We start from the raw sequence: 21594 nt of genomic DNA, 5'->3' as shown, positions 1-21594 counted from the left end.
CTCCAGCTTTTCTTGCCTTGCGCCTGACGCCCTAAGCGTTATTGCCCAAGTGCTTGTCGTTATTAGTGAAATTTATGCTGCGCCAGCCACCCAAGCAAGCGCTTGGCCACACTTTCGGTTAGAAAGATTCGCCGCAGGGCTTTTCAACCAAGCGCTTGCTTGGTAGCCTTCAGTTCACCTTAATCCTGTGTTGCGGACTCTTCCAATGACTAAAACCGTACGCATCGGCTGTGCTTCCGCCTTCTGGGGCGATACCAGCACCGCCGCCGCCCAGCTCGTAAAGGGCACCGAACTGGATTACCTGGTGTTCGACTACCTGGCCGAAGTCACCATGTCGATCATGGCTGGCGCGCGGATGAAGAAGCCAGATGACGGCTACGCCCGTGATTTTGTCGAAGTGCTGACGCCGCTGCTGGGTGAGATCGCCGCCAAGAAAATCCACGTGATCAGCAACGCCGGCGGGGTCAACCCGAGCGCCTGCGCCGCCGCCCTGGCCGCCGCCTGCGAGCAGGCCGGGGTCAGTCTGAAAATTGCCGTGCTGCATGGCGACAACCTGCAACCCAAACTCGGCGAACTGGCCAAGGCTGGCACCGTAGAAATGTTTAGCGGCGCACCACTGCCGCCCTTCTGCGTCTCGGTCAACGCCTACCTTGGCGCGCCGGGCATCGTCGAAGCTCTGAAGCTCGATGCGGATATCGTCATCACCGGTCGCGTGGTCGACAGCGCCGTGGTCAGCGCCGCCCTGGTGCATGAGTTCGGCTGGAGCTGGAGCGACTACGACCAGCTGGCTCAGGCCGCATTGGCCGGGCATATCATCGAATGCGGCGCGCAGTGCACCGGCGGCAACTTCACCGACTGGGAAAGCGTGCCGGACTACGAACATATCGGCTTCCCGGTGGTGGAAGTGGCGGCCGACGGCAGTTTTGTCGTGACCAAGCCGGAAGGTTCCGGCGGCTTGGTCACGCCTTTTACCGTGGGCGAACAGATGCTTTATGAAATCGGCGATCCACGGGCCTATTACCTGCCCGATGTGCTTTGCGACTTCACCCAGGTGCAACTGAGCCAGGTCGGCGACAACCGCGTGGAGCTGAAAGGCGCGCGCGGCCTGCCGCCGACTGATCAGTACAAAGTCAGCGCCACCTACCCGGACGGTTTCCGCTGCACAGCCAGCTGCCTGATGGCCGGCCTTGATGCGGTGAAGAAAGCCCAGCGCGTCAGCCAGGCGATCATCCGCAAGACCGAGGAAATGTTCGCCGAGCGCGGTTGGGGGCCTTACAAGGAAGTCAGCATCGAATTGCTCGGCTCCGAAGCCACCTACGGCCCACGTGGCCAGCGCAATGACTCCCGCGAGATCGTGATCAAGATCGCCGTGCGCCATGCCAAGAAGGAGGCGCTGGTGCTGTTCTCCCGCGAGATCGCCCAGGCGGCGACCGGCATGGCACCGGGCCTGACCGGCATCGTCGGCGGCCGCCCTACGGTTTACCCGGTGATTCGCCTGTTCAGCTTCCTGGCAAACAAAAACGCCTGCGCCATGGAAGTGGAACTGAACGGCGAACGTACACCTGTTGCACTGCCGCAGATCGCGCTACTGGACCGCACACAGATTGCAGCCGACATCGCTGCTCCACTGCCGAGCGGCCAAGCCGACACTGCAGTGCCGCTGATCAAGCTGGCGGTGGCGCGCTCCGGTGACAAGGGCAACCACAGCAATATCGGTGTGATGGCCAGAAAGCCCGAGTACTTGGCCTGGATCGCCGCTGCGCTCACCGAGGGTGCCGTGGCCGAATGGATGCAGCACACGCTAGATGGGCAAACCGGCAAGGTCAGCCGTTGGTATCTACCCGGCAGCCATAGTCTGAACTTCTTGCTGGAAAACGCCCTGGGAGGCGGCGGCGTCGCCTCCTTGCGTATCGACCCACAAGGCAAGGCCTTCGCCCAACAGCTGCTGGAATTCCCGATACCAGTGCCCCGCGCACTGGCCGAGACTTTGAGCGGTGCGCACAGCGCACCCTACATCGCCCCGTAGGGTGCGCTGCGCGCACCGGAACCACTCAGGACAACAATAAAAATGACCTACAACTCAGTCTTCAAACCCGGCCTGTTCAGCGGCCAGACCATCATGGTCACTGGTGGCGGCAGCGGCATCGGCCGTTGCACCGCCCACGAGCTGGCCAACCTGGGTGCCCATGTGGTGCTGGTCGGGCGCAAGCTGGAAAAACTCGAAGCCACCTGTGGCGAAATCATCGAAGACGGCGGTAGCGCCAGCTTTCAGGTCTGCGATATCCGTGATGAAGACGCGGTCAAGGCCATGGTCAAAACCGTGGTTGCCGAGCGCGGGCAGATTCATCACCTGGTCAACAATGCCGGCGGCCAGTTTCCCGCGCCGTTGATCGGCATCAACCAGAAAGGCTTCGAGACCGTGGTGCGCACCAACCTGGTCGGCGGCTTTCTGATCGCCAAGGAAGTCTTCCTGCAGAGCATGAGCAAACACGGCGGCAGCATCGTCAACATGCTCGCCGACATGTGGGGCGGCATGCCCGGCATGGGCCATTCCGGTGCGGCGCGCGCCGGTATGGAGAACTTCACCAAGACCGCCGCCTATGAATGGGGTCACGCCGGGGTGCGGGTCAACGCCGTAGCACCGGGCTGGATCGCCTCCAGCGGCATGGACACCTACCCCGAATCGATGAAAAACATGATCCGCAACCTCAAGGATCACGTGCCGCTGCAACGCATCGGCAGCGAATCGGAAGTGGCCGCCGCCATCGTCTTCCTGCTCACGCCGGGTGCCAACTTCATCAGCGGCAACACCATCCGCATCGACGGCGCCGCTAGCCAGGGCACCCGTGCCTGGACCCTGGGCAAGGCGAAAAACAGCGAGTCCTATAACGGCTTTCACCGGGCATATGTGCCCGATGTGCTGAAGGATCAGGAGTAACGCCATGCCCATTATTCAATCCGATATTGATGTACACGGCGAAGAGTTCGCCACCAACCGCGAGGCCATGCTCAAAGCCGTGGCCAGCTTTCGCGAGATCGAACAGAACTGCCTGAACAAGGCCGCCGAGGCCAAACCTAAATTCGAAAAGCGCGGCCAGCTGCTGCCGCGCGAACGCCTAAACCTGCTGCTCGACCCCGGTGCGCCGTTTCTCGAACTGTCGTCGCTGGCCGGCTACAAGCTGCACGATGACAAGGATGGTACCCAGGCCGGCGGCGGGATCATTTCCGGCATCGGCTATATCGCTGGGGTGCGCTGCCTGGTCACCGCCAGCAACAGTGCGATCAAGGGCGGCACCATCTCCCCTACCGGCCTAAAGAAAACCCTGCGCCTGCAACAGATCGCCTTCGAGAACAAGCTGCCGGTGGTGGCCCTGACCGAAAGTGGCGGTGCCAACCTCAACTATGCCGCCGACATCTTTGTCGAAGGCGCACGCGGCTTTGCCAACCAGGCGCGCATGTCCGCCATGGGCTTGCCGCAGGTCACCGTGGTGCACGGTTCCTCCACCGCCGGCGGAGCCTACCAGCCGGGGCTGTCGGACTATGTGGTGGTGGTGCGTGGCAAGGCCAAGATGTTCCTCGCCGGCCCGCCGCTGCTGAAAGCTGCCACCGGCGAAATCGCCACTGATGAGCAACTCGGCGGCGCGGAGATGCACGCCCAGGTCGCCGGCACTGCCGAATACCTGGCCGAGAATGACGCCGACGGCGTGCGCCTGGCGCGTGAAATTCTCGCCATGCTGCCGTGGAATGCCCAATTGCCGGCGCGTCCGGCCAAGGTCTACAGCGAGCCGCTGTACCCGGCTGAAGAACTGCTCGGCCTGGTGCCGGCCGACGCCAAGAAGCCCTACGACGTGCGCGAGATCATCGCCCGCATCGCCGACGGCTCAGCCTTCCTCGACTTCAAGAACGAGTTCGACAACCAGACCGTCTGCGGCCACTTGCAGATCGAGGGCCAGCCCTGCGGCTTTATCGGCAACAACGGCCCGATCACCCCACAAGGCGCGGCTAAGGCGGCGCAATTTATCCAGCTGTGCGAGCAGAGCAATACGCCGATCCTGTTCTTCCATAACACCACCGGCTTTATGGTCGGCACCGAGTCGGAACAGCTGGGCGTGATCAAACACGGCTCGAAGATGATCCAGGCCGTGGCCAACGCCACAGTGCCGAAGCTGACCATCGTCGTCGGCGGCTCCTACGGCGCCGGCAACTACGCCATGTGCGGCCGCGGCCTCGACCCACGCTTTATCTTCGCCTGGCCCAACAGCAAAACCGCCGTGATGGGCGGTGCCCAGGCCGGCAAGGTGCTGCGCATCGTTACCGAGGACAAGCACCTCAAGGAAGGCAAGGAAGCCGATCCGAAAATGCTCGACATGCTCGAGCAAGTCACTGCGCAGAAACTCGACAGCCAGTCCACCGCACTCTACGGCACCGCCAGCCTGTGGGACGACGGCCTGATCGACCCGCGCGATACGCGCAAGCTGCTCGGCTACCTACTCGATATCTGCGAGGAAGCGCGTCTGCGGCCACTTAAATCCAACGCTTTCGGTGTTGCACGCTTTTAACCGTAGGGTGCGCCGCGCGCACCACGACCATGATTGACGGTGCGCACGGCGCACCCTACAGGAGAACAACAATGATCTTTACCCAAGAACACGAAGAGCTGCGCCGCACGGTCCGTAACTTTGTCGACAAGGAAATCAACCCGCACGTCGAGCAATGGGAAAAGGACGGCCGCTTCCCGATCCACGATATTTTCAAGAAAGCCGGCGACCTCGGCCTGCTGGGCATCTCCAAGCCGGAAAAATTCGGCGGCATGGGCCTGGACTACAGCTACTCGATCGTCGCTGCCGAAGAGTTCGGCACCATCATCTGTGGCGGTATCCCGATGTCCATCGGCGTGCAGACCGATATGTGCACCCCGGCTCTGGCACGCTTCGGCTCGGATGAGCTGCGCGAGGAATTCCTCAAACCAGCAATTGCCGGCGAGATGGTCGGCTGTATCGGCGTCTCCGAAGTCGGTGCCGGCTCGGATGTGGCCGGGCTGAAAACCACTGCCAAGAAAGACGGCAGCGACTATGTGATCAACGGCAGCAAGATGTGGATCACCAACTCGCCGTCCGCTGACTTTATCTGCCTGCTGGCCAACACCAGCGATGACAAGCCGCACGTCAACAAATCGTTGATCATGGTGCCGATGAACACCCCGGGTATCACCGTCAGCCCGCACCTGGACAAACTCGGCATGCGCAGCTCGGAGACCGCCCAGGTGTTCTTCGACAACGTGCGCGTGCCGCAGCGCTACCGCATCGGCCATGAAGGTGCCGGTTTTATGATGCAAATGCTGCAGTTCCAGGAAGAGCGCCTGTTCGGCGCGGCCAACATGATCAAGGGACTGGAGCACTGCATCAACGCCACCATCGACTACTGCAAGGAGCGCAAAACCTTCGGTAATGCGCTGATCGACAACCAGGTCATTCACTTCCGCATGGCCGAGTTGCAAACAGAAATCGAGTGCCTGCGCGCCCTGGTCTACCAGGCCACCGAGCAGTACGTGCGTGGCCGTGACGTCACCAACCTGGCCTCCATGGCCAAACTCAAGGCCGGCCGCCTCGGCCGTGAAGTCACCGACAGCTGCCTGCAGTACTGGGGCGGTATGGGCTACATGTGGGAAAACCCGGTGGCCCGCGCCTACCGTGATGTGCGCCTGGTGAGCATCGGCGGTGGTGCCGACGAAATCATGCTGGGCATTATCTGCAAGCTGATGGGCATTCTGCCGGGGAAAAAGAAGGGCTGAACGTAGGGTGGACGTCGCTTTTACGTCCACCGTGGCACCGCTCGGTGGGTCGATAAAACGTGACCCACCCTACGGCCACCTTCCCCTTGCACCTACATCAAGGAGCCTGCCATGGCCGACCTACCGAACTGCGAAACCCTGCTGCTAAACCTCGACGCCGGCGTGCTGCACATCACCCTCAATCGCCCGGACAGCCGCAATGCCATGAGCCTGGCCATGGTCACGGAGCTGCGCGCCGTACTGGAAAGCCTGCGCAATGATCTGAGCGTACGCGCCATTGTGCTGCGTGGTGCAGGCGGGCATTTCTGCGCCGGCGGCGATATCAAGGATATGGCCGGTGCCAGAGCGGCCGGTGGCGACGCCTACCGCAGCCTTAACCGCGCCTTCGGCAGCTTGCTGGAAGAGGCGCAGAACACACCGCAGGTGCTGATTGCCGTGCTGGAAGGCGCCGTGCTGGGCGGCGGTTTTGGCTTGGCCTGCGTGTCGGACATTGCCATCTGCCAGCAGGACGCCAAGTTCGGCCTGCCGGAAACCACCTTGGGGATACTGCCCGCGCAGATCGCGCCTTTTGTGGTCAAGCGCATCGGCCTGACCCAGACCCGCCGCCTGGTCCTGACCGCCGCCCGCTTTAACGGCAGCGAAGCCGAGCGCCTGGGCCTGGTGCACTTTAGTGAAGTCGACAGCGAGCACCTCGATGTCCGCTTGCAACAGGTGCTCAGCCAGGTACGCCAATGCGCGCCGCAAGCCAATGCGCAGACCAAGGCCCTGCTGCTGGCCAGTGAACACGAAGCCCTCGGCCCGCTGCTCGACCGCGCCGCCGAGCAATTCGCCGCAGCGGTAACCGGCAGCGAAGGCATCGAAGGCACCATGGCTTTTGTACAGAAACGCGCGCCCAAGTGGGCGCAATAAGCAGATAACACAGGCTGTAGGAGCGAGCTTGCTCGCGATCAGCAACCACCGGGATCGCCAGCAAGCTGGCTCCTACAACATGACCGTAGGATGGGTTGAGCGCAGCGATACCCATCACCAGCAGGAGCACACAGATGCCCGCCTTTAACAAGATTCTGATCGCCAACCGCGGGGAAATCGCCTGCCGGGTGATGCGCACCGCCCAGGACCTCGGCTACCGCACCGTGGCCGTGTACTCCGAGGCCGATGCCGGCGCACGCCATGTGCAGCTGGCCGATGAAGCCGTGTGCATCGGTCCGGCGCAGGTCAATCAGTCGTATCTGGTGATCGACAACATCATCCAGGCTGCGCAGAAAACCGGTGCCGACGCGATCCACCCCGGCTATGGCTTTCTCTCCGAGAACGCCGAGTTCGCCCGCGCCTGTGAAGCGGCCGGCATCGTGTTTATCGGCCCGACCGTGGAAGCCATCCACCTGATGGGCAGCAAGCGCCTGTCGAAGATCGCCATGCTCGAAGCCGGCGTACCGTGCATTCCCGGCTACGAAGGTGCCGCGCAGGATGACGAGACCCTGAGCCGCGAGGCCGAGCGTATTGGCTACCCGCTGATGATCAAGGCCAGCGCCGGTGGCGGCGGCCGTGGCATGCGCCTGGTGCACGAATCCAGTGAACTGCTGGCGCAGATCCGCACCGCGCGGTCCGAAGCGCAGAATGCCTTCGGCAGCGGCGAGCTGATTCTCGAACGTGCGGTAATTCAACCACGCCATGTGGAAATCCAGGTGTTTGGCGACCAGCACGGCAGCATCGTTTATCTCGGTGAGCGCGACTGCTCGGTGCAGCGCCGCCACCAGAAAGTGGTCGAGGAAGCGCCCTGCCCGGTGATGACGCCTGAACTGCGCCAGGCCATGGGCGAGGCGGCAGTGAAAGCGGCGGCGTCGGTCAACTATGTCGGCGCCGGCACCGTGGAGTTTCTGCTGGACCAGAGCGGCGAGTTCTTCTTTCTGGAAATGAACACCCGCCTGCAAGTCGAACACCCGGTGACCGAATTGATCACCGGCCAGGACCTGGTCGCCTGGCAAATCCGCGCAGCCGCCGGCCAGCCGCTGCCGCTCAAGCAGGCAGAAATCCGTCTGACCGGCCATGCCATGGAAGTGCGCCTGTACGCCGAAGACGCGGCGCACAACTTCCTGCCGCAAACCGGCACGGCCCTGCGCTGGGAACCGGCGCTGCGCGATGGCGTGCGCATCGACCACGGCCTGGTCGAAGGCCAGGCCATCACGCCATTCTATGACCCGATGCTGGCCAAGGTCATCGCCTATGGCGCGACCCGTGAAGAAGCGCGGCGCAAGCTGGTGCGCGCGGTGGAGGATTGCGTACTGCTCGGCGTTAACGGCAACCAGCGCTTTCTCGCCAACCTGCTTAGCCACCCTGAGTTTGCCGCCGGCAACGCCACTACGGCCTTTATCGCCGAGCATTTCGCCAGCGACCCAAGCCTGAGCCCGCAGCCGCCTGCCGCCCGCGAGCTGGCTGCCGCTGCCGCCCTGCTGTTCCAGCAATCGGCCAATGCCCGCGCCCACCAGGGTGGCCTCGCCGGCTGGCGCAACGCCGGCAGCGCGCCTTGGCGCTTTCTGCTCAAGCAGGGCGAACAGCAATTTGCCGTGGAACTTGAAGTACTGATCGACGGCCCGCAACCCAGCCTGTTGGCCAAGATTGGCGAGCAGCAGGTCCGTCTCACACTGCTGGTCAGCGATGGCCGTTGGGCCACTCTGGAACTGGACGGTATTCGCCAGCGCATGGCCTATCACCTGGCCGGGGAAAACCTCTGGCTATACGGTCACAACGGCAACCTGCAACTTAGCGACATCACTCATCTGCCGGTCAGCAGCGCTGCCGGCGCGGGCTCAGGCAGCGTGAAAGCACCGATGGATGGCGCGATTGTCGAGGTACTGGTTGAGGAAGGCGCCACAGTCAGTAAAGGCCAACTGCTGGTGGTGCTGGAAGCGATGAAAATGGAACACCCACTCAAGGCCAGCATCGACGGCGTGGTGCGCCGCGTGGGTATCAGCCGTGGCGACCAGGTGAAGAACCGCCAGCTATTGGTAGAGATCGAAGCCAGCGAAAGCTGATTGCATCTCGTGGGAGGGGCTTTAGCCGCGACGGTTTGAACGCATGTCGCGGCTAAAGCCCCTCCCACCACTCCATAAAAAACCATAACAAGTCACGGAGCACGCCTATGTCACTGCAAGGCAAAACCCTGTTTATCACCGGTGCCAGCCGTGGTATCGGCCGCGAAATCGCCCTCAAGGCCGCTGCTCAGGGTGCCAATATCGTTATAGCCGCCAAGAGCGCCGAACCCCACGCCAAACTGCCGGGCACCATCCACTCGGTGGCTGCCGAGGTTGAAGAAGCAGGCGGCAAGGCCCTGGCCCTGCAACTGGATGTACGTGACGAGAACGCGGTCAAAGCCGCCATGGCCCAGGCCGCTGACCATTTTGGCGGCATTGATGTGCTGATCAACAACGCCGGCGCGATCAAGCTGGTGGGGGTGGAAAAGCTCGAGCCCAAGCGCTTCGACCTGATGTTCCAGATCAACACCCGCGCGGTGATGGTCTGCAGCCAGGCGGCGTTGCCCTACCTCAAGGACAGCCGCGGCCATATTCTAAGCCTGTCGCCGCCGCTTAACCTAGACCCCAAGTGGTTCGCCAACTACGGCCCCTACACCACTACCAAATACGGCATGAGCATGCTGACATTGGGCATGCATGAGGAATTCAAGAAGTACGGCATCAGCGTCAACTCGCTGTGGCCGAAGACGGTGATCGCCACCGCCGCCATCGAATTCGAAGCCGGCGGCCCGGCGGTGATGAAGGCCGCACGCCTGCCGGCGATCATGGCTGATGCCGCTCACGCCATCCTGTCCAGCAGCGAACGCAGCATCAGCGGACGCCTGCTGATCGACGAAGAAATCCTCCGCGAGCAAGGTCAGGAAGACTTCGAGCAGTACCGCTATGATCCAGCCGGCAAATTGATGACCGATCTGTTTATCGACTAGCCGTCCTAGTGCGCAGCAGCCGGTAACAGGTGTTCACTAAAGAACGCCGCATAGCCCTGCTGCGCAGCCACCTCGGCCTGCGCCCGTTCATAGCGTTGCAAGTAGCGCCCGGCTGCGGCGCGAGAGAATGCCGAATACAACTGCATCTGCTCCTTGGGTAACGGCAGCAGGCGAATGCTGTCTTGCATGCCCAGGTGTTGCACCTGATAGCGCACGGCGAGGTCATCGGGGTGGTAGAACGCTTCCAGTCGACCGGCCTTGATCATCTCCATACTCTGGGTCAATACATGGCTGCTGCTCAGGGTTTGCAGCTGCAAACGCGGATCACGCAGCATGGGCGAGCGATAGCCGTCCTGCCAGGCACCTAAGCGCAAGGGCAGCAGTTGCTCGACCGAATCCACCCGCTGCAGAGGGTGCTCGCGGGCCACCAGCAGCAACGGCTGCACCACCACAAAGGGCTGTGCCGGGTAGACCAGTGCCGCCTCACGCTCTTGGGTTTTGGCCAGGATCAGCGCCATATCCAGCTGATCACGTTGCAGCATCTGCAACAGCCGCGACAACGGATAGCGTTGGTAACTCACCGCATCCAGTTGCATGCGCTCGGCAATTTTCCCGAAGTAGGCAATCGCCGTCCCTGCACTATCGGGCTGCCCTGGCAACGGCGTATGCGGCGGCAGGTCGAAGTAGCCAACGCGCAGGCTGTCGGCACTCGCCAACGGGGCCAATACGAGCAGCACAAGGAGGGTAAATACAGGCGACGCAGTTGAAAAACGGCGGGTTATTCTCATGCACAAACCTTAGGGCAGAATCCGTTGAGTCGAGCGCTGTGGGGAGTCTAGCCGCAGGCCATCATAAGTGGCTTGCCGGTCGGGAATAAAATCGCCGTACCGAACACTTCAGCTCAGCCGCCAGGGCGGATTCAGGCGGTTTACGCCGGCATGGTAGAGGCACAGGGGATTGCCATCGGGGTCCTGCAGGTAGGCCTCGCGCCATAGCCAGGGTTGGTCAGTCGGTAACATGCTGAAGGCGATGCCCTGAGCCTGCAAGCGCGCGACGGTCTGATCCAGTGCAGCGCATTCGAAGTAAATCAGCGTCTGGCTGGCCGGCACTTTTTCGACTCGACTCAGGGAAAAGCTCGCCTGGCCATCGGGGCAGCAAAACCGCGCATAGTCCGGCAGGCTCTCGACAATCAGTTGCAGCCCCAGTTGCTGGTAAAAGCGGATCGCGCGCGGTACATCGGTGACCGCGACAGTGACTTGATTCAGGTTCATTGCTGGCTCCTTCAGCATTCAGCCTTTCCTGTAATGCCACAGCCCGAGTGGCTCGGCAACGGCCTGTGCGGTTATTTGCCGAGCTGCCTTATACGGCATGCGCCACAGCCATGGCTGCACGATCGGGCGGCGGCTAGAGTTGTGCCTCGCCCCCGCATAACAACCATAAGCGCGAGAGCCATGAGCCAGACCGATCTGATTTCCCCGCTGCGTTTTCTCACTCGCTTGCCGCAGCATCTGCCGCGTGTACCGCGCATGCTGCGCGGCCTGTATTACGCCGGCATCCGCAACCGTGAAAAGAAGCTGTCGCTGGCCTGGGCGCTGGAACAGGCCGCGCAGCAGCACCCGCAGCGCCCGGCGCTGATGGATGAGTCGCGCAGTCTCAGTTATGCCCAGTTCAACGCCTGGGCCAACCGCCTGGCCTGGGCCTTCAAGGCCGAAGGCGTGCGTCATGGCAGTGTGGTGGCGGTGATGCTGGAAAACCGCCTGGAGTTGCTGGCGACTCTCGCCGCGCTGAGCAAGCTCGGCGCAGTCGGTGCACTGGTCAATACCACTCAGCGCGGCAAGGTGCTGGCGCACAGCCTGAATCTGGTCAAACCGGGTTTTATGCTGATCGGTGAAGAACTGCTCACTGCCTTCAATGAGGTGGCCGAGCAACTCGATAACCCGCAGACGCCGCGCTATTGGGTAGCCGACCAGGATTGCCTCAGCGATGCTGGCCAGGCACCAGCAGGCTGGACCAATCTGATGCAGCTGGCACGCAATCAAGCCAGTGATAACCCGCCGGACAGCGCTCAGGTGCAGATGAAAGACCCCTGTTTTCTGATCTACACCTCTGGAACCACCGGCCTGCCCAAGGCCTCGATCATGAGCCACGGCAAATGGATCAAGGCCTATGGCGGCTTCGGCCATTCCGGGCTGACCCTGAACAACCAAGATGTGCTCTACCTGACCCTGCCCTGCTACCACAACAACGCCGTGACCGTGTGCTGGAGCGCCGCTCTGGCTGGTGGTGCGGCCATTGCCCTGCGTCGCAAGTTTTCCGCCAGCGCCTTCTGGCCGGATGTGCAGCGTTATCAGGCCACCTGCTTCGGCTACATCGGCGAGCTGTGCCGCTACCTGCTTAACCAGCCCGAGACAGCCGCCGAGAAGAACAACAGCCTGCGCTGCATGATCGGCAACGGCCTACGCCCGTCGATCTGGGCCGAATTCAAGGCGCGCTTTGGGGTCGAGCAGATCACCGAGTTCTATGCCTCCAGCGAAGGCAATATCGGTTTTACCAACGTGTTCAACTTCGACAATACCGTGGGCTTCTCCCCCGCCACCTATGCCATCGTGCGTTACGACCTGGAAAACGACCAGGCGGTACGTGACAAAAAAGGCTTTCTGGAAAAAGCCAAGAAAGGCGAAGCGGGCCTGCTGATCAGCGAAATCAACGCCAAGTGGCCGTTCGACGGTTACACCGACCCGGCCAAGAGCGAGGCGGCGATTCTGCGTAACGTGTTCAAGAAGGGCGATGCCTGGTTCAACACCGGCGACCTGATGCGCGACATCGGCTGCAAGCACGCGCAATTCGTCGACCGCCTGGGTGACACCTTCCGCTGGAAAGGTGAAAACGTCTCCACCACCGAGGTGGAGAACGTCCTCGGTGCCTTCCCGGGGGTGGAAGATGCAGTGGTCTATGGCGTGGAAATCCCTGGCACCAATGGCCGCTGTGGCATGGCCGCGCTGCGCCTGAGTGAAGGTCAGCAACTGGACGGTGCCGCCCTTGCGGCGCACCTGGATGCCGAACTGCCGGTGTACGCCGCACCGCTGTTTATCCGCCTGCTCGGCGAGGTGGAAACCACCGGCACCTTCAAATACAAGAAGGCCGACCTCAAGCAGGCCGCCTACGACCCGACGTGTGTGCAGGAGCCGTTGTGGGTGCGTCTCCCCGGCGAGCCGTGCTTTACGCCGCTGGATCACGATCTGTTCAACGCCATCAGTCAACAGGCCTACCGCTTCTAACCAGCCGTACCCGGCGACGGTTGGCCGTCGCCGGCTACTGCTTGAACTCGAACTGCAACTGCGCGCCTTCAACCGACTGCCAATAGTCGTCACCACGCTCGTTGGTGATCAGCTTGCCATTGAGCTGAAAGGGACTTTCCGGCTCAGTCTTCTCAACAAACAACGGTGGTAACAACGGCGTCGACAGGTCGTTGAGTGGCTCCAGCGGTTGCAGTGGATCGAACACATCAGGGTGCAGGCTCAACTCCAGCGGGACCTTTTTCTCCGGCGCTGGCGCGGCGGGCTTGGCTTTGACGGGTGCGGCAACTGGCTTGGCTGGCGGCGGGCTTTTCGCCGGTTTGGGCGCGGCAGGCGGCTCTGCCTGGGTTGCTGGGCTGACAGGTGCAGGTGGCGTTTTGGCGCTCGTGGCAGTATCGGGCTGCGCTTGCACAGCCGGTGCTTTGGTGGACGTAGGTGGATTGGCGGGTTGCTCGCAGGCTGCCAGTGACAACAGAGTCAGCAGCAGCACGCAACGTTGAATAATGGTCATGGCAGATACAAAGGCAGCGTCACAGACCGCTATGCTCGCCCCTGACCAGGCCGCTGGCAACCCTGCAATCTGTACAGCAGGTAACCGCACACGACCAAAGCCCCCGGCAGCAGCGTATGCACTGGCCACCGGGCGATTTGTGGCACGGCTCAGTCGGGCGCCTGCAAGTGTTGCAACTGCGCGTCGATATCCATCTCGGGGTGCTCGCGCATCAGTTGCAGCAACAAGGCATCGGCCTCGTCCGTCCAGCCGTCACGGCGCAGTTTCAACAGCCGCTGTAACTCGCCGCGCAACTGCTGCTCGGCTTGACTGCCGCCATTTGCGGACGCTGATCTAGTAGGCGCACGGGCAGCATGTGGCGGCAATGCATCAGCCGCCAACTCCTCACGCAACAGCTGATCAGGTGCTGCCGCCGAGAGTTTTTTCTCGGCCTTGGCGGCATCAGCGCTGTAACCCTGGGTCACTGGAGCGGGTTGCACCGCACGTGGGCGTGCGACCTCATCCGCCAGCACAGCAGATTCTGCCAGCGGCGCGGGCATCGGCGCAGATTGCGGCGCCATCTTCGCCGCAGCCGGCGCCATGGGGGCGCCGCTCGGCACAGCATCGAAGGCATCCGGCGCCTGCTCGAACGTGCGCCAGGTCAGGCTTACGCCAATGCCCAGGCAAGCGACTCCAGCCAATGCCACCGACCAGCGTTGCCGGCCGCCCGCACCGAACAGCCAGCCGTACAGGCGCGCAGCCCAACCCGGCCGAGCCGCCTCTGCGGCAGCGCTGCGCACGGCGGCAGTGGCCGCCGCAAGAATCTGCGCATCCAGCTGCGCGCTGGGCTCGCCGCCGCTGTGCTGGCGGAAATGCGCAAGCATCTGCTGTTCCTGCTCATCGAGCCTATGTTGATCGTGGTTCATACGGACAACTCCTCGGCGGCCGGGTCAGCCAGCAGCCGACGTAACTTCTGCAGGGCATAGCGCAAACGGCTTTTCACTGTTTCGGCAGGAATCTGGGTCAGTTCGGCGATCTCGGCCAGGTCCATGTCACCATGGGCACGCAGCAGAAAGACTTCGCGCTGCTCGGCCGGTAAATCCGCCAGGGCGGCTGCTAAACGCTGCTGATCGCGGCTCAGGCTGAGCTGTTGCTCAGGTCCCAGCTGCGGGTCGTGCGGGGCATGCTGCTGTTCATCGTACTCAGCATGCCCCACCTGGTGCCGACCGTGCTTGCGCCAGGCATCGATCAGTCGGTTGCGCGCGATCTGGTACAGCCAGGTCTTGAACAACACCGCCTCGCGCTGTTCGCTCTGGCTGCGGATCAGGCTCATCCAGGTGTCCTGAAACACCTCTTCGGCCAGGGCATGATCGCCGCACAGGCCGAGCAGAAAGCGAAACAGGCCAAGCCGGTGGCGCTCATACAACTCGGCAAAAGCCGCCGCATCACCGCGGCGGTAACGCCGTAACAAGGCGGCGTCGTCATCCGTGAGGGGTCGATTCACTGCTGTACTCGTGCGGTCGTTGAAGGATTCGACGCAGTTTGCAGGCTCTGCGCCAGTTCCACCAGCTGTACAAACTCGCCACGCAGGCCGAAGCGGTCATCGCCCTTGGCGGCACGTGCCAGCTCGGCGCTGTCGGCCAGACTGAAGCGCCCGGTATAGGTATCGCCTTTAAGCTGCTGAGCGAAGGCCGCCACCGCTGCGGCAAAGCGCAGGTCTTCACTGGCCTGGCTGATGGTACGTGTATCGGCGGCTTGAATCGGCTGCTCCAGCAGCTTGCTGACGTCCTGCCCTGGGGCCTTGTAGCGAATGCGCAGCCAGGCCAGTTCGCCCGTATTGCCCTGGGTTTTCGGCGCGGCCTGATAGCGCAGCGGTTCCAGCCAGCCCTTGCCGCCCGCCGGCACCACCTCATACAGCGCGGTTACCGTATGGCCTGCGCCGATTTCACCGGCATCAACCTTGTCGTTGCTGAAATCCTCACGTTTCAGTGCGCGGTTCTCATAGCCCAGCAGGCGGTACTCGCTGACCTCGGCCGGGTTGAACTCGACCTGAATCTTCACATCGCTGGCCACCGTCGCCAGGGTCGAGCTGAGCTGATCGACCAGCACCTTGCGCGCCTCGCGCAGGTTGTCGATATAGGCGTAGTTGCCATCGCCGGCATCGGCCAGCTGCTCCATCAACTGCTCGTTGTAATTGTCGGTGCCAAAGCCCAGGGTGGTCAGCGATACGCCGGTCTTGCGTTTGTCGGCGGCCAGTTGCTTGAGCGTCTCGAAGTCACTGATACCGACATTGAAGTCACCATCGGTGGCCAGCAGGATGCGGTTGATGCCACCGTCGATAAAGCCCTGCTGCGCCTGCTGATAGGCCAACTGAATGCCCGACTCGCCAGCGGTGGATCCGCCCGCAGTCAGCTGATCAATGGCCGCACGGATCTTGGCTTTCTCGCTGCCGGCAGTCGGTTCCAGCACCACGCTGGAGGAGCCGGCATACACCACCAGCGATACCTTGTCCTGAGCACGCAGCTGCTCGATCAGCAGCTTCAGCGTACCCTGCACCATCGGCAGGCCTTCGCGGCGGTCCATCGAGCCGGAGACATCCACCAGAAACACCAGGTTGGCGGGCGGCAGCTGCTCTATCTGCATATCCGAAGCCTTGATGGCGATACGCAGCAGGCGACTTTGCGGATTCCACGGCGTGGCTGCCAGCTCGGTGTGCACGCCGAACGGCACATCGCCCTTGGGCAGTGGATAGGCATAGGGGAAGTAGTTGACCAGCTCTTCCAGACGCACCGCATCCTGCGGCGGCAACTGCCCACCATTGAGGAAACGCCGCACATTGGCGTAGCTACCGGTGTCCACATCGATGCTGAAGGTCGACACCGGCGTCTCGGCGACGGCATGCACGGGGTTGCCTGTCAGTTTCTGATACTGCTCGCGGTTCTGGTCACGGTAGCCCTGCGGCAAGGCATCGGCCTGCACAGACATCGGCATAGGCGCATACGCCACGCTGGGCAACATCGCCCTGCCCGCCTGCGCGCTTTTGCGTTGCAGTTCAGCCGGGGCAGCGGACAACTGCTCATGCAGCTCGGCACGCTCACGCGTAAGGGACTGATCACTAAGCGGCTGGCTACCCGCCTCATTCGTTGGCGCTTCGGGGTTTGCAGCGCTGCATGCGCCGAGGCTGATCAACACACCAGCGGCAAAACCGGCAAACAGCGGGCGGGCAAGCAATACGGGATAAGCGGACATAGGGGTATCTCCTGAGCGAGCGGAACAAACCATTCGCTCAGGTAGACGCAGCCCTGGGGTGAGACGGGTTAACCCGGATTAGAAACTTGCAGCGCCTTCCTGACACAGTTGCCCGGCCAGCATGCCCAGGGTCATCAGCGCACGCTCAGCTTCGCGGTTCCACGGGATGCCGCAGTTCAGGCGGATGCAGTGGTTGAACTGTTCGGTATTACTGAAGATCAACCCCGGCGCGATGCTGATGCCCTGCTGCAACGCGCGCATATGCAGGTCCTTGGTATTGACCCGTGCCGGCAAACTGACCCAGAGAATAAAGCCGCCCTTGGGCCGACTCATCTGCGTACCTTCGGGGAAGTACTGCTGCACAGCCAGCTGGAAGGCGCTGAGGTTCTTGCGGTACTCCTGACGGATAAAGCGCAGGTGGCGGTCGTAGCCGCCGTTCTCCAGATAGGCGGCCACCGCCATCTGCGTGACGCTGCACGCCGAGTGAGTGCTGAACGTCTGTAGGCGCTGGATTTCATCCTGATACTTGCCGGCGATGATCCAGCCGATACGCACCCCTGGCGACAAGGTCTTGGAAAAGCTCGAACAGTAGATCACCCGCCCTTCACGGTCATGGGACTTGAGTGCCTTGGTCGGGCCCTGTTCGAACATCAGTTCGCCGTAGATATCGTCTTCGATGATCTGGATATCGTAATCACCGGCCAGGCGCAGCAACTGACGCTGGCGCTCTTCCGGGATGGTGCCGCCCAGCGGATTGCTCAGCCGCGCAGTCAGCACCAGCGCCTTGATGGGCCACTGGTTGGCGGCCAGCTGCAGCGCTTCCAGGCTGATGCCCGTGGTCGGGTCGCTGGGAATTTCGATGACTTTCAGACCGAGCAGATCAGCCAGTTGCAGCAGACCGTAATAAGTCGGCGACTCGGCCGCGATCAGGTCGCCCGGTTTGGTCAGCACGCGCAGGCTCATCTGCAGGGCATCCACACAACCGTGGGTGATCACCACCTCGGTCGGGTCGACCACCACGCCAGCATCGCGCATGCGGATCGCCACCTGACGGCGCAACGGCTCAAAGCCGGGGCTGAACATATAGCTGAAGGCCCGTGCGCTGTGGAAACGGGTGACCTTGGCAAGTTGCTGGTGCAAGGCGCGCACCGGCAGATAATCCACATGCGGCACCGCAGCACCGAGGGGAAACACCCCTTCGCGGCGCGATTCGGTGAGCACCTGATTGATGATGCTGCTGCGCGTGACCAGACCAGGGCGTTCTACACGGGCGATATCCGGAGTGGGCGCGGTCAGGGCTGGGGTCTGGTGCACGTAAAAGCCAGACTGCGGGCGGGCGCGGATCAGGCCCTGGTCTTCCAGGTTGGCATAGGCCTGCAACACCGTGGCGTGGCTGACGCTGAGCTGCGCACTCATCTTGCGCACCGAAGGCACCCGCTCACCGGGCTGGTAAACGCCGCGACGGATATCTTCCGCCAGTTGCTGGGCAATGCGCTGATAAAGCAACAGATTGGTCATGACCGCGTTCCTGCTTGACTGAACCGTAACAGTAAACCGGCTTTTTACAATTGCACCGGTACAGCTCACTGAATTGTGGGCGATACAGTGCGCACTCGCCAGGACTGTAACGGTGCAATCAAGCATTGCTCTGGCTGATGGTCTGCATGTGCGGCTGGCAGCTGCAACGAAAAAGCCCCGGTAAACCGGGGCTTCTGAGCGACATCAGGCTTAGCGGGATGAGCCGAGACGGCCCTGCTCGTCTGAGAAGACGATCTCTACCCGGCGATTCTGCGCGCGCCCTTTGGCCGAAGCATTCTCGGTCACCGGGAACGCCTCGCCATGCCCCTGGACTTCGATGCGCTTGGTATCAATGCCCAGATCGACCAGCACATCGGCCACTGCCTGGGCGCGAGCGCGAGACAATTCGAGGTTTTCCTGGGCATCGCCACGGCTGTCGGTGTAACCCTCGATCCGCACAATGCGCCGCGGGTTGAGCTGGAGAAACTGCACCAGTTTGAGCACGGTGCGGTTGGCCGAGGCCTTCAGATCGCTGTGACCGGCATCGAACAATACATCGCCCAGGGTCATCACCAAACCGCGCTCACTCTGCGTAGTGGCCAGGCTGACCATCTGCTCTTCAAGCCAGTTGCTCTGTTCCTGCACGCTAAGCAGTTTGGCCTCACGCAAAGCCAACTGCAGGCGTTGCCGCTCCAACTCCAGCTTGGCCGCGCGCTCCTGGTTCAGATTAAGGGCGCTCATTTGCCCGGCAATCGCGCTGTGCTGCTGGCTGAGGTAGGCGTAATGCGCCACATCCTCGCTGCTGCCCCAGTAGCTCGACAAGCGATCAGCTCGAGCCAACGATTCACCCGCGCGGATCAGTTCTTTGGGTGCGCTGCGCAATACATCAGCATCTTCCTTGACCTTCTGGAAGGCACTGTGGGCTGCCTCCAAGGCCTGCTCACTGGAGCTGTGCGAGCTGGCGCAACCGCTCAGCAACAGGCTGCCGAGAGTGACAAGCAGCATGATTCGGGAGTGCTTCATTGCAAACCTCCCAGTTGCTTGCGCAAACGGTTGATGGCGTTCGTCAACTCCGCCAGTTGCTGCTGACTCTTCTCGGTCAGGTGCTCGGCTTCGGCCAGGCGTGCATCCAGCTCAGCCTGCTCGGCATACAGCCGCGCCTGCTTGAAATCTTCGTCCTGCATGGCCGCTTGTGCCAGGGCAAGTTTTTCCTCGGCCTGGCGCAGCGACGCCGACTGTTCAGCGGACAAGCCCAGCGCTTTGGCCTGGCTGAGTGCTTGTTCGGTCAGGCGCAGTTGTTCATGCGGCGCAGGGTCGGTTGCGCAGGCGCTCAGTACGAGCGGCAGCAAGGCCACACAGATACGTCGATAAATCACAGAAATTCCCTACTGTTGGGCTTCAAGCTGTTGTTCTTTCCAACGCTGCAGGTTGTGTTGCAGCAAGGTCTCGGGCAGACCACTGGCAACAGCCTCGGTCATTTTCTTCGCCAACATGCCGCGCAGCCAGGGGTCGTTGCAGGACGAGTTGTGCGACAGGGTCAGGTACAACCCCTCGCTGGAAATCGGCGGATCGAGCACCAGCAGGTCATCCTGCATGCCCAGGCTATCGGCCAGCGCCTGCCCCGGATAACGCTCGTACAGCACATAGTCGGTACGCCCCAGCAGGAGCTTCTGGAAGGCCTGGGTCAGGCTGGAAACACCTTCCAGTGTCAGATTTTCCTTGGCGAAGGCATCGAACTGCTGACCAAAACTGTTGTTGAGCAGGGTATCGCCCGTGCGTCCGCGCAAATCATCCCAGCCGGCATAAGGAAACTCGGCACCGCGATGCACCCACACCACATTAGGCGTGGAATAGAACGCCGGATGCACATAATCCATCACATCCAGACGCGGCAGAGTAAGGAACGCCCCGGCGATCAGGTCGACACGGCCGGTACGCACTTCATCCTGCGCTCGCGACCAGGGCCCGGTGTAGATGATATCGACCACCACCCCCAGCTCCTTGGCCAGGTGCTGCAGCAGGTCGGCATTGGCACCGATCAGCTGCTGCGGGTTCTGCGGATCGCGCCATAGATAAGGCGGGTACTCCGGGTTACCGGTGGCCACCAGACGCTCACATTTACCAGCAGCCCCTGCAACCATCGGCATCAGCAACAGGCCGAACAGCAGCAGAACCGATTTATAGAGACCACGCTCAAGCATTGGCGACTTCTCGATTTAACCTTGGATGGGCGTCTGCGCAGAGCAGATCGGAACACATCGTCTTCATGCTAGCTTAATACGCATTCATATTAATTCGCGATAAAGACCCATCATGAAAAAACTGATCGCAGGCCTGATCTTCGCGCTTATCGGTAGCGCAGCCCTGCTCTACCTGTCGCCTGCCGCACAACTGGCAAGCCTGCAACTGATCGAACGGCAACGTGCCGGGCTCAGCCTCAAGCAGATCAGCGTGGGCGATCTTAACATTCATTACTACGAAGGCGGCCCGAGCAGCGCACAAACCATTCTGATGGTGCACGGCTTTGCCGCCAACAAAGACAACTGGCTGCGTTTCGCCCGCTACCTCAGCCAGGATTACCGGGTGATTGCCCTCGACCTGCCGGGTTTCGGCGCCAGCAGCAGACCTGCGGGCAGCTATGATGTCGGCACCCAGACAGAGCGCCTGGCCAGCGTGATCGACGCGTTGGATATCAAGCCACTGCACCTGATCGGCAACTCCATGGGCGGGCATATCAGCGCGCTCTATGCCGCACGCTACCCCGACAAGGTGTTATCCCTCGCGCTGCTCGACAATGCCGGCATCACCGCCCCACAACCCAGCGAATTACTGCAACGCCTGCAACGCGGCGAGGCCAACCCGCTGGTGGTGAGAAACGTCGAAGATTTTCAGCGCCTGCTGGCCTTCATCTTTGTAGAACCGCCCTATCTGCCGGAGTCGCTCAAGGGCTATCTCGCCGAGCAAGCCAGCGCAAACAGCGCGCACCATGATCAGGTGTTTCAGCATCTGGTTGAACGCTACATCCCACTGGAACCGGAGTTGCCCAGGATCCAGGCACCTACGCTGATCCTTTGGGGCGCTGAAGATCGCGCGCTGCACGTCTCCAGCGTCGATGTCATGCGGCCGCTGCTGCGCAAACCCAGCGTGGTCATCATGCCGCAGACCGGCCATGCTCCAATGATCGAGCGACCCCAGCAAACTGCCGAACATTACCGCGCCTTTCTCCAGGCCCAAAAACCTGGAGCATAAAAAAACCCGCTCAGTGAGCGGGTTTTTTCTGCGCGGTGAAAAC

The 21594-nt window shown here is 61.9% G+C and carries 19 protein-coding genes; 9 read left to right on the top strand and 10 right to left on the bottom strand.

Translation table 11 applies throughout. From position 1 onward, the window contains the following. The first annotated feature begins 205 nt into the window (after window positions 1-205). The 7 genes from ACSQ17_RS18500 (at window position 206) to ACSQ17_RS18470 (ending at window position 9749) form a co-directional block, all read left to right on the top strand. Window positions 206-2026: an acyclic terpene utilization AtuA family protein gene (locus ACSQ17_RS18500; RefSeq protein WP_436070034.1), complete on the top strand. Its 1821-nt coding sequence runs from the start codon at window positions 206-208 to the stop codon at window positions 2024-2026. 42 nt (window positions 2027-2068) lie between these two features. After that, window positions 2069-2938, top strand: a complete 870-nt coding sequence (locus ACSQ17_RS18495; RefSeq protein WP_436070033.1) for an SDR family oxidoreductase — start codon at window positions 2069-2071, stop codon at window positions 2936-2938. Window positions 2939-2942: 4 nt separating this feature from the next. Next, window positions 2943-4559, top strand: a complete 1617-nt coding sequence (gene atuC / locus ACSQ17_RS18490) for a geranyl-CoA carboxylase subunit beta (RefSeq protein ID WP_436070032.1) — start codon at window positions 2943-2945, stop codon at window positions 4557-4559. Window positions 4560-4630: 71 nt separating this feature from the next. Further along, window positions 4631-5791: a citronellyl-CoA dehydrogenase gene (gene atuD / locus ACSQ17_RS18485; protein ID WP_436070031.1), complete on the top strand. Its 1161-nt coding sequence runs from the start codon at window positions 4631-4633 to the stop codon at window positions 5789-5791. Between the two features lie 111 nt (window positions 5792-5902). After that, window positions 5903-6700, top strand: coding sequence for an enoyl-CoA hydratase/isomerase family protein (locus ACSQ17_RS18480; protein ID WP_436070030.1), 798 nt, complete (start codon window positions 5903-5905; stop codon window positions 6698-6700). A gap of 134 nt (window positions 6701-6834) precedes the next feature. Continuing rightward, window positions 6835-8823 carry an acetyl/propionyl/methylcrotonyl-CoA carboxylase subunit alpha gene (locus tag ACSQ17_RS18475; RefSeq protein ID WP_436070029.1) on the top strand — a complete coding sequence of 663 codons (1989 nt, stop codon included), beginning with the start codon at window positions 6835-6837 and terminating at the stop codon, window positions 8821-8823. Between the two features lie 107 nt (window positions 8824-8930). Next, window positions 8931-9749 carry an SDR family oxidoreductase gene (locus ACSQ17_RS18470; protein ID WP_436070028.1) on the top strand — a complete coding sequence of 273 codons (819 nt, stop codon included), beginning with the start codon at window positions 8931-8933 and terminating at the stop codon, window positions 9747-9749. 5 nt (window positions 9750-9754) lie between these two features. Here ACSQ17_RS18470 and ACSQ17_RS18465 read toward each other — a convergent pair whose 3' ends face one another. Together ACSQ17_RS18465 and ACSQ17_RS18460 are read right to left on the bottom strand one after the other, a co-directional pair. Then, window positions 9755-10486 carry a substrate-binding periplasmic protein gene (locus ACSQ17_RS18465; protein ID WP_436070027.1) on the bottom strand — a complete coding sequence of 244 codons (732 nt, stop codon included), beginning with the start codon at window positions 10484-10486 and terminating at the stop codon, window positions 9755-9757. Between the two features lie 159 nt (window positions 10487-10645). Then, window positions 10646-11020, bottom strand: a complete 375-nt coding sequence (locus ACSQ17_RS18460) for a VOC family protein (protein ID WP_436070026.1) — start codon at window positions 11018-11020, stop codon at window positions 10646-10648. Between the two features lie 180 nt (window positions 11021-11200). On the opposite strand from ACSQ17_RS18460, the gene ACSQ17_RS18455 reads away from it, so the two are divergent. Beyond that, window positions 11201-13027 carry a long-chain-acyl-CoA synthetase gene (locus ACSQ17_RS18455; protein WP_436070025.1) on the top strand — a complete coding sequence of 609 codons (1827 nt, stop codon included), beginning with the start codon at window positions 11201-11203 and terminating at the stop codon, window positions 13025-13027. A 34-nt stretch (window positions 13028-13061) separates the two neighbouring features. Here the strand turns inward: ACSQ17_RS18455 and ACSQ17_RS18450 are convergent, their stop codons facing one another. The 8 genes from ACSQ17_RS18450 to ACSQ17_RS18415 form a co-directional block, all read right to left on the bottom strand. Next, window positions 13062-13556, bottom strand: coding sequence for a hypothetical protein (locus ACSQ17_RS18450; RefSeq protein ID WP_436070024.1), 495 nt, complete (start codon window positions 13554-13556; stop codon window positions 13062-13064). Window positions 13557-13705: 149 nt separating this feature from the next. Then, on the bottom strand, window positions 13706-14461 hold the full coding sequence (locus ACSQ17_RS18445) for a hypothetical protein (RefSeq protein ID WP_436070023.1): 756 nt from the start codon (window positions 14459-14461) through the stop codon (window positions 13706-13708). Further along, window positions 14458-15039, bottom strand: a complete 582-nt coding sequence (locus ACSQ17_RS18440; RefSeq protein WP_436070022.1) for an RNA polymerase sigma factor — start codon at window positions 15037-15039, stop codon at window positions 14458-14460. Before ACSQ17_RS18440 ends, ACSQ17_RS18445 begins: the two co-directional genes overlap by 4 nt. Further along, entirely contained in the window at window positions 15036-16784 is a 1749-nt protein-coding gene (locus tag ACSQ17_RS18435) for a vWA domain-containing protein (RefSeq protein WP_436070021.1), read from the bottom strand. Before ACSQ17_RS18435 ends, ACSQ17_RS18440 begins: the two co-directional genes overlap by 4 nt. 78 nt (window positions 16785-16862) lie before the next feature. Continuing rightward, window positions 16863-18302, bottom strand: a complete 1440-nt coding sequence (locus ACSQ17_RS18430) for a PLP-dependent aminotransferase family protein (protein ID WP_436070020.1) — start codon at window positions 18300-18302, stop codon at window positions 16863-16865. 210 nt (window positions 18303-18512) lie between these two features. Continuing rightward, window positions 18513-19325, bottom strand: coding sequence for an OmpA family protein (locus ACSQ17_RS18425; protein ID WP_436070019.1), 813 nt, complete (start codon window positions 19323-19325; stop codon window positions 18513-18515). Further along, on the bottom strand, window positions 19322-19678 hold the full coding sequence (locus ACSQ17_RS18420; protein WP_233684363.1) for a DUF4398 domain-containing protein: 357 nt from the start codon (window positions 19676-19678) through the stop codon (window positions 19322-19324). The genes ACSQ17_RS18425 and ACSQ17_RS18420 overlap by 4 nt, the downstream gene beginning before the upstream one ends. 9 nt (window positions 19679-19687) lie before the next feature. Then, a complete protein-coding gene (locus tag ACSQ17_RS18415; RefSeq protein ID WP_436070018.1) occupies window positions 19688-20503 on the bottom strand; it encodes a substrate-binding periplasmic protein in 816 nt (271 codons plus the stop codon). Between the two features lie 112 nt (window positions 20504-20615). On the opposite strand from ACSQ17_RS18415, the gene ACSQ17_RS18410 reads away from it, so the two are divergent. Next, a complete protein-coding gene (locus tag ACSQ17_RS18410; RefSeq protein ID WP_436070017.1) occupies window positions 20616-21551 on the top strand; it encodes an alpha/beta fold hydrolase in 936 nt (311 codons plus the stop codon). The last annotated feature ends 43 nt before the right edge of the window (window positions 21552-21594 follow it).

The organism is Pseudomonas sp. LjRoot71, assembly GCF_964253255.1.
GTDB lineage: Bacteria > Pseudomonadota > Gammaproteobacteria > Pseudomonadales > Pseudomonadaceae > Aquipseudomonas.
Note: the sequence above shows the minus strand (reverse complement) of the source record. Positions and strands in the feature narration are given on the sequence as shown.